Source organism: Marinobacterium nitratireducens, from assembly GCF_014645375.1.
GTDB classification, from domain to species: domain Bacteria; phylum Pseudomonadota; class Gammaproteobacteria; order Pseudomonadales; family Balneatricaceae; genus Marinobacterium_A; species Marinobacterium_A nitratireducens.
In genome coordinates, this window is sequence record NZ_BMLT01000002.1 from 298213 (window position 1) to 313057 (window position 14845).

A 14845-nucleotide genomic window follows, 5' to 3' on the forward strand; every position below is an offset into this window, starting at 1 on the left:
CGCCGGCTGCAGGCATACTGGCCCGACGCTCGTCTATATTGAACGGATACCCGCCGACTGGAGATCGCTGCATGGATTCTATGGTTCCACCGGATGATCGGCGGCCATTGCGTGCCAAGTCCAACATCACCGAGCAGACGCTGGCGGAGCAGCTGAAGATCACCGAGCGGGAAATCGAGGAGCGCAAGGCGCTGGTGGGGTTCGGTGACAACGATGTCCGGGTGCTTCACGACTGGAAGCCGGTGGTGCAGCGGGATATCGATCTGATCGTCGACGAGTTCTACCGCCGACAGCGTGCCATCGCGGAGGTGGCGCTGCTGATTGGCGACTCCGAGACCTTCCGGCGTCTGCACAATTCCATGCGCCGCTATGTGCTGGAACTGTTCGATGGTTTCTACGATTCCGAATACGTCAACAAGCGCCTTCGCATCGGTAAGGTGCACAAGCAGATCGGGGTATCGCCAAAGTTGTATATCGGCGCCATCGTGACGCTGCAGGAGGTCCTGTCGCAACATCTGACCCAGGCCGGGGGCGATGACCGGCAGGGTGACCGCAGCCAGGTGCTGAAATCGTTGCACCGGCTGATGATGTTCGATGTGCAGTTCGTGTTCGATACCTACATTCACAGCCTGGTGTCGGAAGTCGAGGCCATTCGGCACAAGGTGGAGGACTACGCTTCCAGTCTCGAGAGCACCATCGCTGAGCGAACCCAGGAGCTGGAGCGACTCTCCAAGACGGATCCGCTCACCGGGCTGCAGAACCAGCGCTCCTTCTACGAGCACCTGCGCCGTGAAGTGGCGCGCTCAGAGCGTCAGGGCTCCACGCTCAGCCTGCTGTATATCGACCTCAATCACTTCAAGGCGCTCAATGACAGAGCCGGGCACCAGGCCGGCGACGAGTTGCTGAGCCGGTTCAGTCAGGTGTTGCTGAATTTCTGCCGGGCCAGCGATATCGCCTGCCGTTACGGAGGGGATGAGTTCACCATGATTCTGCCGGATACCGGTCGCGAGCAGGCCGAGTCGGTGGCGCTGCGTCTGAGCGAGAGCTTCGAGGACGGGGAGAACGATGGCGTGACGCTGAGCATCGGCATTGCCCAGACGACGCCGGATGAAAGCCACGGTCCCGAGGAGCTCACCGGCCTGGCCGACAAGGCGATGTATCAGGCCAAGAAGCGCAGCCGCAGTACCGGCGCCAGCCAGATTCGCCCCTTCGGTGTTGAGCAGCATGCAGCTACACCTGAGCCCGTTACCGGAGAAGGGAGCGGGGACAGCGATTAGCCCTGGTCGGTTCCTGTCAGGCTCCCTTGTCCTGCTCTGCGGAGGAGCGTGCCAGATCGCCGATATCGAGTACCGGAGCCGCATCGATATCGAGAGCATTGAGTATTCCCGCCACGCGTTCGAGCGCGGTAATCACCATTGACTGCTCCCACTGTTCCATCCCTTCGAACTTGTCGATGAAAAGGTCATGCAGTGAGGTCGGTGCCGACAGCAGCAGTTGCCGTCCGGATTCCGACAGGCAGGCCCATACCTTGCGTTTGTCCTGACTGTCGCGATGCCGTTCGATTAAATGTTTCTTTTCCAGTCGGTCCAGCAGGCTGGTGACCGTTGCCTGTGCCAGATTCAGCTCCCGCGCCAGCTTGCCGATCGTCATGGAACCGCCTTCCTGCAGGGTCTGCAGGGTCAGCAATTGCGGCAGCGTCAGGCCAGTTGCGCGGCTCAACTGTTTGTCGTGCAGGTCGGTGGCGCGAATGATCTGGCGGATCAGGATCAGGGCGGACTGGCTTTTGCTCATAGTGGGGTCGGTAGCGAATGAGGACTCGGTGTTTTGTACGTTGTAGAGCCGGCGAATGCAACGAGTCGCATGGGCCGAGAATGTAAAAGTGGTGGCGCAGAGTACGGCGTTGTCGTTCGAATTGCTATGCATTTGATGTCAAGAAACGGTCGCTTGCTCGTCATAATGTTTTGAAATGCTATTTATTTATATTCATTTTGATGCCTCTTTAGGGGGCTGCAAGGCCCCGTGATGCCTGATAATTGTGCGTTTCTTGCCAAAAAGGCGCAGGGTGACCCAGGCGCATCGGAGGTTGATGTTCCAAATTGAATATGTTTTATACTAAAAAGCATAGTATTGCTAAACATTCAACAGGCTATGGATATTGACTCGATAACGTTTCGCCCCCCGACCGACCAAGATGGTCACGCTTTGCACCTGCTGGTGTCCCGCTGCCCCCCTCTTGATACCAATTCCGTCTACTGCAATCTGTTGCAGTGCTCCGACTTTGCCGATACCGCCATCGCCGCGGTGGCGGACGACGGCCGACTGCTGGGGTTCATCTCCGGCTACCGTCCGCCGAGGCGTCCGGACACGATTTTTGTATGGCAGGTCGCGGTTGATGAGGCCGCCCGAGGGCTGGGGCTCGGCAGCCGGATGCTGCTGGCGCTGGTGCGCCGGCTGGCGCCGAAAGGCGTGCGCTTCATCGAGACCACTATTTCGCCCGGTAACGACGCCTCCGAGGCGCTGTTTCGCAAGGTATTCGGTGTGCTCGAGGCCCCCTGGGATCGCACGCTGCTGTTTTCCCGCGAGACCCATTTCGACGGCCAGCACGACGATGAACTGCTGTACCGTGCCGGCCCTTTCACGCTACCGGTTCCCGAGCAGGCGTCCTGATGGCGGACAGCCACCGAACCGATCACCCAATTCGCATTAAGACAGGAGAAATCATGAACATTTTTGAGCAGAATGAATCCGGAATCCGAAGCTACTGCCGCTCTTTCCCGGTTGTTTTCAAACAAGCCAAGGGCGCCGAGCTGATCGCCCGGGACGGCACCCGCTATATCGACTTCCTCGCCGGCGCCGGCACCCTGAACTACGGGCACAACAACCCGGTTCTGAAAAATGCGCTGCTGGAATACATCGAGGCGGATGGCCTGACCCACGGTCTGGATATGCATTCTGACGCCAAGGAAACTTTCCTCGAAGTGTTCAACCGCGTTATTCTCGAGCCCCGCGACATGGGTGACTGCGTACTGCAGTTCACCGGCCCGACCGGCGCCAATGCCGTCGAAGCGGCGTTGAAGCTGGCGCGCAAGGTCAAGGGTCGTCGCAACATCATCAGCTTCACCAACGGCTTCCACGGCTGCACCCTCGGCGCCCTGGCCGCGACCGGCAACCAGCACCACCGTGGCGCTGCAGGCACCGCTCTGACCGATGTCACCCGCATGCCGTTCGATGGCTACATGGGCGACAAGCTCAACACCATCGCCTATATGGACAAGTTGCTGTCCGATCCGAGCAGCGGTATCGACAAGCCGGCTGCCGTTATTGTCGAAACCGTTCAGGGTGAAGGCGGTCTCAACGTCGCCTCTGCCGAATGGATGCGCCGCCTCGAGCGCCTGTGCCGCAAGCACGACATGCTGCTGATCGTCGACGATATCCAGGCGGGCTGCGGCCGTACCGGCACCTTCTTCAGCTTCGAGGAAATGGGCATCAAGCCGGACATGGTTACCCTGTCCAAATCCCTGAGCGGCTATGGCCTGCCGTTCGCGGTACTGGTCATGCGCAAGGAACTGGACCAGTGGAAGCCGGGCGAGCACAACGGTACTTTCCGCGGCAACAACCACGCCTTCGTTACCGCAGCCACCGCCATCGAAACGTTCTGGAACGACAAGCAGTTCGGCGACGAGGTCAAGCGCAAGGGCGAGCTGGTGCGCGAGCGCATGCAGAACATCGTTCGCCGTCACGGACCGGACTCGCTAAAGGTCAAGGGTCGCGGTCTGATGGTCGGTATCGAGTGCCCGGACGGCGATATCGCGTCCAGCGTCTGTCGCCGCGCCTTCGAGCGCAACCTGGTCATCGAGACCAGCGGCGCCCACGACCAGGTCGTCAAGTGCCTCTGCCCGCTGACGATCAGCGACGAGCAGCTGCGTACCGCGCTGGATATTCTGGATGGCGCCTTCGCCGGCGCCATGGCCGAAAACCTTGAAACCGCCGCATCCTGAGGAGTGTTACCGGAATGATCGTAAGGACCCTGGAAGAGTGTGAAAAGAGCGACCGCCGCGTTGAGTCGGAAACCGGCACCTGGGAGAGCACGCGCATGCTGCTCAAGCAGGACAACATGGGCTACTCGTTCCATATCACCACCATTTACGCCAACACCGAGACGCACATCTGGTATCAGAACCATTTCGAGTCGGTGTACTGCATCAGCGGTGAGGGCGAAATCGAAACCCTGGCCGACGGCAAGGTCTACCAGATTCGTCCCGGCACGCTCTACAACCTGGACCAGCACGACGAGCACCTGCTGCGGGCGAAGAGCGAGCTGAAACTCGCCTGCGTATTCAATCCGCCGCTCACCGGCAAGGAAGTCCATGACGAAAACGGCGTCTATCCGCTGGAGGCGGAAGAAGTCGCCTGATAGCGGGGACCTTCTGGTCCCCGCTTCTTTAATACCCAGCCGCACCTGTCAGAGCGGTGCGGCATCCACGTTCAACAAGATGGAGGACCCATGAGTTCGCGAGAAGATCTGTATCCGTCACGTCAGCTTGACCGGCCTGTATGGCTGGAGCGCCAGGACCCGGTGGTTTACCGGGACGATCTGGAGGCGGCGCCGATTGCGCCGGAGCTGATCGCTCAGTTCGAGCGCGACGGCTATATGGTGCTGCCGGAACTCTTTAGCCCTGAAGAAGTGGCTGTACTGCGGGCCGAGCTGAACCGGCTGCGCCAGGACGAGAAAACCCTGGCTTCCGATGAAGCCGTGCGGGAACCCGAGAGTGGCGCCCTGCGCTCGGTTTTCGAGATTCACAAGAGTAATGCGCTGTTTGCCCGCGTTGCCCGCGATGCGCGTATCGCCGAAGTTGCCCGTTTCATCCTGGGCGGCGATATCTATGTCCATCAGTCGCGCATGAATTTCAAGCCAGGCTTTACCGGCAAGGAATTCTACTGGCATTCCGACTTCGAAACCTGGCACGTCGAGGATGGCCTGCCGCGGATGCGCACGCTGAGCTGCTCCATTCTGCTGACCGACAACGACAGCAACAACGGTCCGCTGATGCTGGTGCCCGGTTCGCACCGTCATTACGTCAGCTGCGTCGGCGAGACGCCCGCCAATCACTATCAGCAGTCGTTGCGCAAGCAGGAGTTCGGCGTGCCGGACAACAACAGCATGAGCGAGCTGGTGTCCCGCTATGGCATCGACACGGCAACAGGCCCGGCGGGCTCGGTGCTGTTTTTCGACTGCAATACCATGCACGGCTCCAACAGCAACATCACACCGGCGGCGCGCAGCAACCTGTTCTTCGTCTACAACCAGGTCGAAAACGCGCTGCAGGATCCTTATTGCAGTCAGGCCCCGCGTCCGAGCTTTATCGCCGATCGTGGCCCGGTGACGCCGCTGGATATCGCGCCTCAGACATATCTCTGAGCCGGCAGCGGCACAGGCATAGGAGCCCACCCATTTTTCCGGCCAGGCCCGCAGATCGCGTCGGCCGGCCCAACAGGACTAAATTGACAAAAACATGCATACAGTAGAGAAAATCGGCGGCACTTCCATGAGCCGCTTCGATGAAATCATGGACAATCTGCTGATCGGTGACCGTACCGGCGCCGAACTGTACAACAGGGTCTTCGTCGTTTCGGCGTATGGCGGTATGACCAACCTGCTGCTCGAGCACAAGAAAACCGGCGAACCCGGCGTCTATGCACGTTTCGCCGATGCCGACAGCGAGGATGCCTGGCTGGGCGCGCTGGAGGAAGTGCGCGAGCGCATGCTGGCGAAAAACGCCGAACTTTTCGAGGCGGAGTACGAACGCAGCGCCGCCGACCATTTCGTGCAGGAGCGTATCGATGATGCCCGCGACTGCATGCAGAGCCTGCAGCGCCTTTGCACCTACGGCCACTTCCAGCTCGACGAGCACCTGATGAAGGTACGCGAAATGCTGGCGGCCATCGGCGAGGCTCACAGCGCGCACAACACTGTGCTGGCGCTGCGTGCCCGTGGCGTCAATGCACGCCTGGTGGACCTGACCGGCTGGCACCAGGATGCGCCGCTGTCGTTCGAGGACATGATCCGCGATGGCTTCTCCAAGGTCGATATCGACACCGAGCTGGCGGTCGCGACCGGCTACGCGCACTGCGCCGAAGGCCTGATGAATACCTACGACCGCGGTTACAGCGAGATCACCTTCGCCCAGATCGCGGCCGAGACCAGCGCCCGCGAGGCCATCATCCACAAGGAATATCACCTTAGCAGTGCCGACCCGATGCTGGTCGGTACCGATAAGGTGGTGACCATCGGCCGTACCAATTACGACGTCGCGGACCAGCTGTCCAACCTCGGCATGGAAGCGATCCACCCGAAGGCCGCCAAGTCGCTGCGTCGCGCCGGCGTCGAGCTGCGCATCAAGAACGCCTTCGAGCCGGACCACGGCGGTACCCTCATCAGCCAGGACTACATCAGTGATCGCCCCTGTGTCGAAATCGTTGCCGGGCGCAAGGATGTCTTCGGCCTCGAAGTGTTCGATCAGGAGATGCTCGGCGATGTGGGCTACGACATCGAGATCACGCGCCTGCTAAAGCAGCTCAAGCTTTACGTGGTCAACAAGGATTCGGACGCCAACAGCATTACCTACTACGTCTCGGGTTCGCGCAAGAAGGTCAATCGTGCCGCACGTCTGATCGAAGAACAGTACAGAGCCGCCGAGGTCAACGTGCACAACGTCGCCATCGTCTCGGCGATCGGCTCGGACCTCAAGGTCAAGGGCATGCTGGCGCGGATGATGTCGGCGCTGGCCGATGCGGATATCAGTGTCCAGGCCGCTCATCAATCCATCCGCCAGGTGGAAATGCAGTGCGTGGTCCACGAGGACGATTACTCGCAGGCGGTGGCAGTGCTACACCGCGCGCTGGTCGAGCGTGAAGGTTACGACGATGTGATCTCTGCGGCATAAAGAGCCTCTACCGGGCTGCATCCCTTAGGAGCTGCGCCTCGCAGCGAATACCAAAGCTGAGGACTCGGCCTTCGCGCCGGGGCGGCGCTCCTACGGGAGGGAAAGTCGATTTTGCCGATTTTTGGTGTCATTATGGGGGCTCGCACGCCCCTGTAGACGGAACTATCGGAGAGTCAGATCTTGAGCGCCGCGCTTAAATCCCTGAAAGAATCTGAGCAGCTGCAGGTATTGCTTGCTCGGCAACCCATCTTCACCAAGAACCAGGACGTTGTCGCTTTCGAGCTGCTGTTCCGTACCCAGACGGGCGGCTTCGATGCCACGATCACGGACGACCGCGCAACGCTCTCGGTGATCGTCAATACCTACGCCAGCATCTGCCGCGAGGGCGAGATCCGCAATCTGCCCTGCTATCTGAAGCTCACCGACAAGGTACTGCTCGACAGCACGTTGCCGGAGCTGCCCAAGGACACCTTCGCGCTTGAACTGCTGGGCCATACCGAGGTTACGCCAGCTCTGATCGCCAAGCTCCAGGAGTTGGCCAAGCGCGGCTATCGTCTGGTACTGGCCGACTACGATCCTCGCGATACCAAGTTCGAGCCGCTGCTCAACATCGTTCATGTCCTCAAGCTCGATATCCTCAAGCTGGGCCTGCAGGCGCTGCCGGCGATTATCGCCAGGCTCAAGCCCTACAACCTCGAGCTGCTGGCCGACAAGGTGGAGAACCAGGACCAGTTCCGTCAGTGCCTGGAAATGGGCTTCTCGCTTTACCAGGGCTACTTCCTCAGCAAGCCGGTGCCGGTGCGCGGCAGGAAGATCGGTGGCAACAAGGTGGTGCTGCTGCAATTGCTGGCCGAGCTGCAAAACCCGGAAACGACCGCCGCGGCGCTCGAGCAGATTGCAGTCAACGATGCAGCCCTGACTTACAAGATCCTGCGTGTGGTCAACTCGGCGGCTTTCAGTCTGCGCCGCGAGATCGAGTCGCTGTCCCACGCCATCACGCTGCTGGGGCTGGACCAGATCCGGCGCTGGGTCACGCTCTTTCTCGCCAGCGGGGAGGAGGGCAAACCCGACGAACTGACCCGCAACATGCTGGTGCGGGGTCGCATGTGCGAACTGCTGGCCGAGCTGATGGGGCGCGAGCAGCCGATCAACTACTTTATCGTCGGCCTGCTGTCGCAGCTCGACGTCCTGCTGGATATCGAAATGGCGGAACTGATGGAGCAGGTGCCGCTGCGTCAGGATATCAAGGATGCACTGCTGAGCCGAGCCGGCGAGCTCGGACAGGTGCTGTCCGACGTCGAGGTCTACGAGCGCGGAGAGTTCGATAGACTGCAGCGTTTCGTCGACCCGGCGTACTACGAGGTGGCCTATCGGCACAGCATCGCCTGGGGGCAGCAGGTGATGCAGGCCATGTCCGAAGGCTGAACCTGCGGTCATGGATGCTCTGGCGGGCTGGCTGCCGGCAGCGCTGGGGCCTGGCCAGGCCCTGCTGCTGATAGGGCTCAGTAGCCTCAGTTCCATGATTACTGCGGCGCTCGGGATAGGTGGCGGTGTATTGCTGCTGGCCGCGATGGCGTCGATGCTGCCGGTGTCGGTGCTGATTCCGGTGCACGGGCTGGTGCAGCTGGGTTCCAACTTCAACCGGGCGCTGATGACGCGCCCGCATATCGACTGGATGCGGGTACGGCCCTTCGCGGCCGGAGCGGTGCTGGGCGCGCTGGCAGCCATGCTGGTGCTGATACAGCTGCCGCTGACGGTGATTCAGCTGAGCGTGGCGGTTTTCATTCTCTACCTGCTGTGGGGGCCGGGCTTTGGCAAGGGAGAGCTGCGTTTCGGCGGTTTGCTGGTGACGGGGGCTCTGACCACTCTGCTGTCGATGTTCGTCGGCGCCACCGGGCCGCTGGTTGCCGCCTGGGTTCACCGCCTCAACGTTGACAGGTTCCCCGCAGTCGCCACCTTCGCCGCCTGCATGAGCGTCCAGCATCTGCTGAAACTGGCGGTATTCGGCACCCTGGGGTTCATGTTCATGGAATGGTTGCCGCTGATACTGGCGATGATTGCGGCGGGGGCCGCCGGTACCTGGGTGGGGCTCAGAGTGCTGGACCGGATGCCGCCGTCATGGTTCAGGCCGATGTTCCGGATGATCGTTACGCTGCTGGCCTTGCGCCTGATCTGGCAGGCCGTGACAGCCGGCTGAAAACCACTGCGGCGTTCGAGCTGACGTGCGCAGCTGCTGACGCCCGGGAGCGGGCTGCACTCAGGCAGCGATGACTTCGGTGGCCAGGTCTTCGAAAGTGTGAGAGCGCAGGATCCGCTTGGCCGCACAGGCGCACTTGCCGCACTCGGTTCCGACACACAGTTCCTCGCGCAGGTCGCGCATTGTCTGAGCACCGTTCTCGATGGCAGCGCGAATCTCGCTGTCGCTGACGTTGTTGCAGATGCAGATTTTCATCGCTTTTCCGAAGTCATTGTTGTTAGTGGAACGGTAATGATAATAGTTATCAACATTCTTCTTGGCAACAGGCTGTTCAGTGTTTGATCAGTAAAGTTTTTAATAGACCATATAGAATTAATAGCTTGTATCAATAGTGGTTGGGTCGGGGTCGATTCAATCGGGGAGCAAGCTACGAAGTCGGATCGGAGGGTGGGTCTAGCGATGCACTGGCACCAGCGTGATGCCATCTGCTTCACTTGGGCATCGCGTAACCCGCCATATCGATCGTAGTACAGATCGATTGGCGTCAGCCGGCAGAGAGTCTGTTGGGTTACGGTCCTTCGGACCTGGACCCAACCTACAAAAGCTGCCGATCGCGTAACCCGCCATATCGATCGCAGTGCAGATCGATTGGCGTCAGCCGGCAGAGAGTCTGTTGGGTTACGGTCCTCCGGACCTGGACCCAACCTACAAAAGCTGCCGATCGCGTAACCCGCCATATCGATCGCAGTGCAGATCGATTGGCGTCAGCCGGCAGAGAGTCTGTTGGGTTACGGTCCTTCGGACCTGGACCCAACCTACGAAAGATACGAAAGATACGAAAGCTGAAGGCCTGGTGCGGTTCGCAGGCTCACCGGCACCCTACAATTTTCCCCGTAACCCGTAACCCGTAACCCGTAACCCGTAACCCGTAACCTGCCCCGAAAACGCAAAAGGGGCAGCCGAAGCTGCCCCTGGTACGCTCGGGTCGAAGCCTGTCGTCAGTCGAGCATGGACAGGTCGCGAACCGCGCCCTTGTCGGCGCTGGTGGCGAGCAGGGCGTAGGCCTTGAGCGCCGCGGACACCTTGCGCGGGCGGTCTTCCGCCGGCTTCCATCCATCCTTGCCCTTGGCATCCATCCGGGCGCGACGGTGCGCCAGCTCTTCCATCGACAGCTTGACGTCGATGGTGCGGTTGGGGATGTCGATACGGATGATGTCGCCTTTCTCGACCAGGCCGATGGCGCCGCCAGCCGCCGCTTCCGGCGAGACGTGGCCGATCGACAGGCCCGAGGTGCCGCCGGAGAAGCGGCCGTCGGTGAGCAGCGCGCACTCCTTGCCAAGGCCCTTCGACTTCAGGTAGGAGGTCGGGTAGAGCATTTCCTGCATGCCCGGGCCGCCCTTGGGACCTTCATAGCGAACGATGACGACGTCGCCGGACTTCACCTGGCCTTCGAGGATATGGTGTACCGCCTGGTCCTGGGACTCGGTGATGTGGGCCGGACCTTCGAATACCAGGATGGAGTCATCGACGCCGGCGGTTTTCACCACGCAGCCGTCCTCGGCGATGTTGCCGTACAGGACCGCAAGGCCTCCTTCGAGCGAGAAGGCGTGCTCGAGTGAGCGGATGCAGCCGTTTTCGCGATCGCCGTCCAGGGTCGGCCAGCGGGTCGATTGGCTGAAGGCCACCTGGGTCGGGATGCCGGCGGGGCCTGCCTTGTAGAACTCCATGACCTCGGGACTGGGGTTGCGCATGATGTCCCACTCGTCCAGGGCGTCCTTCATGGTCGCGCTGTGAACCGTCGGCACATCGCTGTGCAGCTTGCCTGCGCGGTCCAGCTCGCCGAGGATGGCCATGATGCCGCCGGCGCGGTGCACGTCCTCGATGTGGTACTTCTGGGTGTTCGGCGCCACCTTGCACAGCTGCGGCACGGTGCGGGACAGGCGGTCGATATCCTTCAGCGTGAAGTCCAGCTCGGCCTCCTGGGCAATCGCCAGCAGGTGCAGGATGGTATTGGTCGAGCCCCCCATGGCGATGTCGAGGCTGATGGCGTTTTCGAACGCCTTGGTGCTGCCGATGTGGCGCGGCAGTACGGTTTCGTCGTCCTGCTCGTAGTAGCGCTTGGCCAGATCGACGATGGTACGGCCGGCTCTGAGGAACAGCTTTTCGCGGTCGGCGTGGGTCGCGACCACGGTGCCGTTGCCCGGCAGCGCCAGGCCCAGGGCTTCGGCGAGGCAGTTCATCGAGTTGGCGGTGAACATGCCGGAGCAGGAGCCGCAGGTCGGGCAGGCGGAGCGCTCGTAGGCCTCGACCTTCTCGTCGGAGGCGCTGTCATCGGCGGCGATGACCATGGCGTCGACTAGGTCGAGCTTGTGTTCGGCGAGTTTGGTCTTGCCGGCCTCCATCGGGCCGCCGGTGACGAAAATCACCGGGATGTTGAGACGCATCGCGGCCATCAGCATTCCCGGGGTGATCTTGTCGCAGTTGGATATGCACACCAGTGCGTCGGCGCAGTGGGCGTTGACCATGTACTCGACGGAGTCGGCGATGATGTCGCGGCTCGGCAGCGAATACAGCATGCCGTCGTGGCCCATGGCGATACCGTCGTCGACCGCGATGGTGTTGAATTCCTTGGCCACGCCGCCGGCTTTTTCGATTTCCCGCGCGACCAGCTGACCCATATCCTTCAGGTGTACGTGCCCGGGCACGAACTGGGTGAAGGAGTTGGCGACGGCGATGATCGGCTTGTGGAAATCATCATCTTTCATTCCGGTAGCGCGCCAGAGTGCGCGGGCACCGGCCATATTGCGACCTGCGGTGGAGGTCTTGGAGCGGTATTGCGGCATGACCTGAAATCCTCGGCTTGGGGAGCCTTTGAAAGCGTGTTTGGCTAAGGGAACCTATGGACAAGTCCCGCAGAGGACAGCTGGGACTTGTTCATAGGTTCCCTGAGAGCCCGAGTATATCAGGGCTGGTGAGTGGTAAGTAGAGTGCGCCACCCGTAAGGCATCACCACTCACTCGATGCCGAGTTCATGCCGGATTCAGCCGTTTCGGGCTAGATTGACAGCATGATCGACAGGTCTGCCGCGTTGCTGTGCCGTCGGGTCCGATTTTGAGTATCATGAGGCCGTTGCCGGACGCTCACCGCCGCTGTCCGGGAGACCGGGGCGATATTGCTCCGGCGCCGTTTTGGGCCGACTAGCCTTTCCCCGTGCGAGTTCTGAACGAGAGGAGCACCACCTGATGTTGCGAAAGAAGTCCTGGTCTCGCCCAGCGTCGCTCTTGACGGCCGTAGGGCTCGGCTTGCTGCTGCTCCTGCCGCTGGGTGCGGCCGCTGCCGAGCAGCCGATCTGGCAACTGACCCGGACCTCCGACGCCCAGGGCCAGCTGCTGAGGGTGGCGCAGGAGGGCATCAGCCTGCAGCAGGCGGTGGAGCAGGTGCGCAGGCGCTATCAGGGGCAGGTGATCAAGGCGACCTCAACCGATCTCAAGGGGCGGCCCGTCTACCGAATCCGACTGGTGCATGAGGGACGGGTACGGGAGGTACTCGTCGATGCCCTCTCGGGCGAGATACTCAATTAGTCACCCGGCCAGAGCGGTCCGGGCAATCAAGGTGTTAGCGGATGAAAGTACTGATCGTCGAGGATGACAACGACCTGCGGCGCCAGCTGAAAACGGCGCTGGAAAGCCGCGGCTACACCGTGGAGGAAAGCGCTGACGGCGAGGATGCCGAGTTCATGGGACAGGAGTATCCCTACGATCTGGCGATCGTCGACCTCGGACTTCCCAAGCTGCCGGGAGTCGAGGTCATTCGACGCTGGCGCGATGCCCAGAAAACCTTTCCGGTGCTGATCCTGACCGCCCGGGGTGACTGGCAGGACAAGGTCGAGGGCCTGGAAGCCGGCGCAGACGATTACTTGGTCAAGCCCTTCCATATCGAGGAGCTGGTGGCGCGCCTAAACGCCTTGCTGCGCCGTGCCGCGGGGCACGCCACGCCGGTGATGCGCTACGGCCCGGTCACCCTCGATACCGCGGGTCGCGTCGTCACTCTCAACGACAAGCCGGTGAAGCTCACCAGCTACGAATACCGTACCCTGGAATACCTTATCCTCAATGCCGGCAAGACCATCTCCAAGACCGAGTTGACCGAGCACCTCTACCACCAGGACTTTGACCGGGACAGCAATGTTCTCGAGGTCTTCATCCGCCGCCTGCGGCAGAAACTGGACCCGGAGCAGACCCTGCAACCGATTACCACGGTACGTGGCCTGGGCTACCGCTTCGACCTGTCGCCGGAGGACTGATGCGGCTGCGCTGGCCCCGCGTGCGCTCGCTGCGGGCGCGGCTGCTGGTATTTTCCTGCAGTCTACTGCCGGTGGTCTTTTTCAGCGCCTGGTTCGCGCTCCAGAATGCCTTTCTGCACAGCCTGGAAACCGCCGAGCGGGAGCAGCTCAAGCTTCAGGTCTATCTGCTGCTCGGTGCCGCCGAGTTCCAGGACGGGCGCCTCAGCATCCCGCAGGCGCTGCGCGAACCGCGCTTCGGTCAGCTCGAATCCGGACTTTATGGCGTTATCCAGAGCCAGAGTGGCGCGCTGCAGTGGCGCTCGGAATCGAGCATGCTGCTGCCGGCCGGGCTGCTGCTGGCCCTCGACGATACGCCGCTGGCGCCCGGTGACGTGCTCTTCGCCCACCTGCCCGAGCACGGACTCTACCTGTACCAGTATCCGGTGGTCTGGGAAGGCGGCGGCCGCGAATATCATTATCTGATCAATGTGCTGGAAACCGATGCGCCGCTGCTGACCGAACTGCGCGCCTACCGCAACCAGCTGGTGGGCTGGCTAAGCCTGCTGTTCCTGCTGGCGTTACTGGTGCAGTACGTGATTCTGCGCTGGAGTCTCAAGCCGCTCGACGGCCTGGCACGTGATATCAAGCGTATCGAAAGCGGTGAGGCGGACAGCCTCGGCGGCAGCTATCCACTCGAGGTGCAGCCGGTGACGGCGAACCTGAACCTGTTGCTCGACAGCGAGCGGCGTCAGCGCGAGCGCTATCGCAACACCCTGGGCGATCTGGCGCACAGCCTCAAGACGCCACTGGCGGTCATCCGCGGCAGTGCCGAGGAAGAATTGCCGCTGCAGGAGTATCGCTGCGTCGTCGATGAACAGGTGCAGCGCATGGATCAGATTGTGCAGTACCAGCTGGCGCGGGCGGTCAAAAGTCAGGGCCGGGCGATATCGTCGGGTGTCGACATAGGGCCCGTGCTGCAGCGCATTACCGGCGCTCTGATGAAGGTATACCGCGACAAGGGCATCGAAATCGAGGTCGTGCACCCGCCCGGGCTCAGGTTCGCCGGCGACGAGCGAGACCTGATGGAGCTGCTGGGCAACCTGCTGGAGAACGCCTGCAAATACGGCAGACAACAGGTGCGGGTGATGGCTCAGCGCGACGACGCGGACCTTCGCATCGATATCGAGGACGACGGTCCCGGTGTCTCTCCACAGCGGCGCGATACCATACTGCAGCGCGGTGCCCGCCTCGATACCTCCGCGCCCGGGCAGGGCATCGGGCTGGCCGTGGCGGTGGATATTCTCAGCAGCTACGACGGCGAGCTGAGCATCGATTCCTCGGTGCTCGGCGGGGCGCGTTTCCGTCTGCTGCTGCCCGCCATGCGCCCCTGACGGCGGCCGCCTTCAACAGCACCCAGGGCGA

At 61.6% G+C, this 14845-nt stretch carries 14 protein-coding genes; 11 read left to right on the forward strand and 3 right to left on the reverse strand.

What is annotated here, in order from left to right:
* The first annotated feature begins 71 nt into the window (after nt 1-71).
* Nucleotides 72-1277: a GGDEF domain-containing protein gene (locus tag IEX85_RS04305; protein ID WP_188858690.1), complete on the forward strand. Its 1206-nt coding sequence runs from the start codon at nt 72-74 to the stop codon at nt 1275-1277.
* A 16-nt stretch (nt 1278-1293) separates the two neighbouring features.
* Here the strand turns inward: IEX85_RS04305 and IEX85_RS04310 are convergent, their stop codons facing one another.
* Nucleotides 1294-1791: a MarR family winged helix-turn-helix transcriptional regulator gene (locus IEX85_RS04310; protein WP_188858692.1), complete on the reverse strand. Its 498-nt coding sequence runs from the start codon at nt 1789-1791 to the stop codon at nt 1294-1296.
* Between the two features lie 357 nt (nt 1792-2148).
* Between IEX85_RS04310 and ectA the strand changes: the two genes are divergently transcribed.
* The 7 genes from ectA (at nt 2149) to IEX85_RS04345 (ending at nt 9141) form a co-directional block, all read left to right on the forward strand.
* Nucleotides 2149-2667, forward strand: a complete 519-nt coding sequence (ectA, locus tag IEX85_RS04315) for a diaminobutyrate acetyltransferase (protein WP_188858694.1) — start codon at nt 2149-2151, stop codon at nt 2665-2667.
* Between the two features lie 53 nt (nt 2668-2720).
* Nucleotides 2721-3998, forward strand: a complete 1278-nt coding sequence (gene ectB / locus IEX85_RS04320; protein WP_188858696.1) for a diaminobutyrate--2-oxoglutarate transaminase — start codon at nt 2721-2723, stop codon at nt 3996-3998.
* 14 nt (nt 3999-4012) lie between these two features.
* The gene (locus tag IEX85_RS04325; protein ID WP_188858698.1) at nt 4013-4414 is read left to right on the forward strand and encodes an ectoine synthase; all 402 of its coding nucleotides are present in this window, start codon (nt 4013-4015) and stop codon (nt 4412-4414) included.
* A 90-nt stretch (nt 4415-4504) separates the two neighbouring features.
* Nucleotides 4505-5419 carry an ectoine hydroxylase gene (gene thpD / locus IEX85_RS04330; RefSeq protein WP_188858700.1) on the forward strand — a complete coding sequence of 305 codons (915 nt, stop codon included), beginning with the start codon at nt 4505-4507 and terminating at the stop codon, nt 5417-5419.
* 94 nt (nt 5420-5513) lie between these two features.
* On the forward strand, nt 5514-6944 hold the full coding sequence (locus IEX85_RS04335) for an aspartate kinase (RefSeq protein WP_188858702.1): 1431 nt from the start codon (nt 5514-5516) through the stop codon (nt 6942-6944).
* A gap of 180 nt (nt 6945-7124) precedes the next feature.
* Nucleotides 7125-8369 (forward strand): EAL and HDOD domain-containing protein, encoded by a 1245-nt coding sequence (locus IEX85_RS04340; protein ID WP_188858704.1) that lies wholly within the window; start codon nt 7125-7127, stop codon nt 8367-8369.
* A 10-nt stretch (nt 8370-8379) separates the two neighbouring features.
* Complete coding sequence (locus tag IEX85_RS04345) at nt 8380-9141, forward strand: TSUP family transporter (protein ID WP_188858706.1); 762 nt, start codon at nt 8380-8382, stop codon at nt 9139-9141.
* A 60-nt stretch (nt 9142-9201) separates the two neighbouring features.
* On the opposite strand, the gene IEX85_RS04350 is transcribed toward IEX85_RS04345, so the two are convergent.
* Nucleotides 9202-9396, reverse strand: a complete 195-nt coding sequence (locus IEX85_RS04350; RefSeq protein WP_188858708.1) for a (2Fe-2S)-binding protein — start codon at nt 9394-9396, stop codon at nt 9202-9204.
* A 743-nt stretch (nt 9397-10139) separates the two neighbouring features.
* Nucleotides 10140-11984, reverse strand: a complete 1845-nt coding sequence (ilvD, locus tag IEX85_RS04355; RefSeq protein ID WP_188858710.1) for a dihydroxy-acid dehydratase — start codon at nt 11982-11984, stop codon at nt 10140-10142.
* Nucleotides 11985-12383: 399 nt separating this feature from the next.
* Between ilvD and IEX85_RS04360 the strand changes: the two genes are divergently transcribed.
* The 3 genes from IEX85_RS04360 to IEX85_RS04370 are packed head-to-tail and all read left to right on the forward strand — an operon-like array spanning nt 12384 to nt 14814.
* Nucleotides 12384-12722: a PepSY domain-containing protein gene (locus tag IEX85_RS04360; RefSeq protein ID WP_188858712.1), complete on the forward strand. Its 339-nt coding sequence runs from the start codon at nt 12384-12386 to the stop codon at nt 12720-12722.
* 41 nt (nt 12723-12763) lie between these two features.
* Complete coding sequence (locus tag IEX85_RS04365) at nt 12764-13444, forward strand: response regulator transcription factor (protein ID WP_188858714.1); 681 nt, start codon at nt 12764-12766, stop codon at nt 13442-13444.
* On the forward strand, nt 13444-14814 hold the full coding sequence (locus IEX85_RS04370) for an ATP-binding protein (RefSeq protein ID WP_229721788.1): 1371 nt from the start codon (nt 13444-13446) through the stop codon (nt 14812-14814). The genes IEX85_RS04365 and IEX85_RS04370 overlap by 1 nt, the downstream gene beginning before the upstream one ends.
* Nucleotides 14815-14845 lie beyond the last annotated feature (31 nt).

Bases quoted from the DNA above. Each gene is read 5' to 3' on its own strand.
- IEX85_RS04305 (WP_188858690.1), top strand. From the start codon at position 72: ATGGATTCTATGGTTCCACCGGATGATCGGCGGCCATTGCGTGCCAAG.
- IEX85_RS04310 (WP_188858692.1), bottom strand. From the start codon at position 1,791: ATGAGCAAAAGCCAGTCCGCCCTGATCCTGATCCGCCAGATCATTCGC.
- ectA (WP_188858694.1), top strand. From the start codon at position 2,149: ATGGATATTGACTCGATAACGTTTCGCCCCCCGACCGACCAAGATGGT.
- ectB (WP_188858696.1), top strand. From the start codon at position 2,721: ATGAACATTTTTGAGCAGAATGAATCCGGAATCCGAAGCTACTGCCGC.
- IEX85_RS04325 (WP_188858698.1), top strand. From the start codon at position 4,013: ATGATCGTAAGGACCCTGGAAGAGTGTGAAAAGAGCGACCGCCGCGTT.
- thpD (WP_188858700.1), top strand. From the start codon at position 4,505: ATGAGTTCGCGAGAAGATCTGTATCCGTCACGTCAGCTTGACCGGCCT.
- IEX85_RS04335 (WP_188858702.1), top strand. From the start codon at position 5,514: ATGCATACAGTAGAGAAAATCGGCGGCACTTCCATGAGCCGCTTCGAT.
- IEX85_RS04345 (WP_188858706.1), top strand. From the start codon at position 8,380: ATGGATGCTCTGGCGGGCTGGCTGCCGGCAGCGCTGGGGCCTGGCCAG.
- IEX85_RS04350 (WP_188858708.1), bottom strand. From the start codon at position 9,396: ATGAAAATCTGCATCTGCAACAACGTCAGCGACAGCGAGATTCGCGCT.
- ilvD (WP_188858710.1), bottom strand. From the start codon at position 11,984: ATGCCGCAATACCGCTCCAAGACCTCCACCGCAGGTCGCAATATGGCC.
- IEX85_RS04360 (WP_188858712.1), top strand. From the start codon at position 12,384: ATGTTGCGAAAGAAGTCCTGGTCTCGCCCAGCGTCGCTCTTGACGGCC.
- IEX85_RS04365 (WP_188858714.1), top strand. From the start codon at position 12,764: ATGAAAGTACTGATCGTCGAGGATGACAACGACCTGCGGCGCCAGCTG.
- IEX85_RS04370 (WP_229721788.1), top strand. From the start codon at position 13,444: ATGCGGCTGCGCTGGCCCCGCGTGCGCTCGCTGCGGGCGCGGCTGCTG.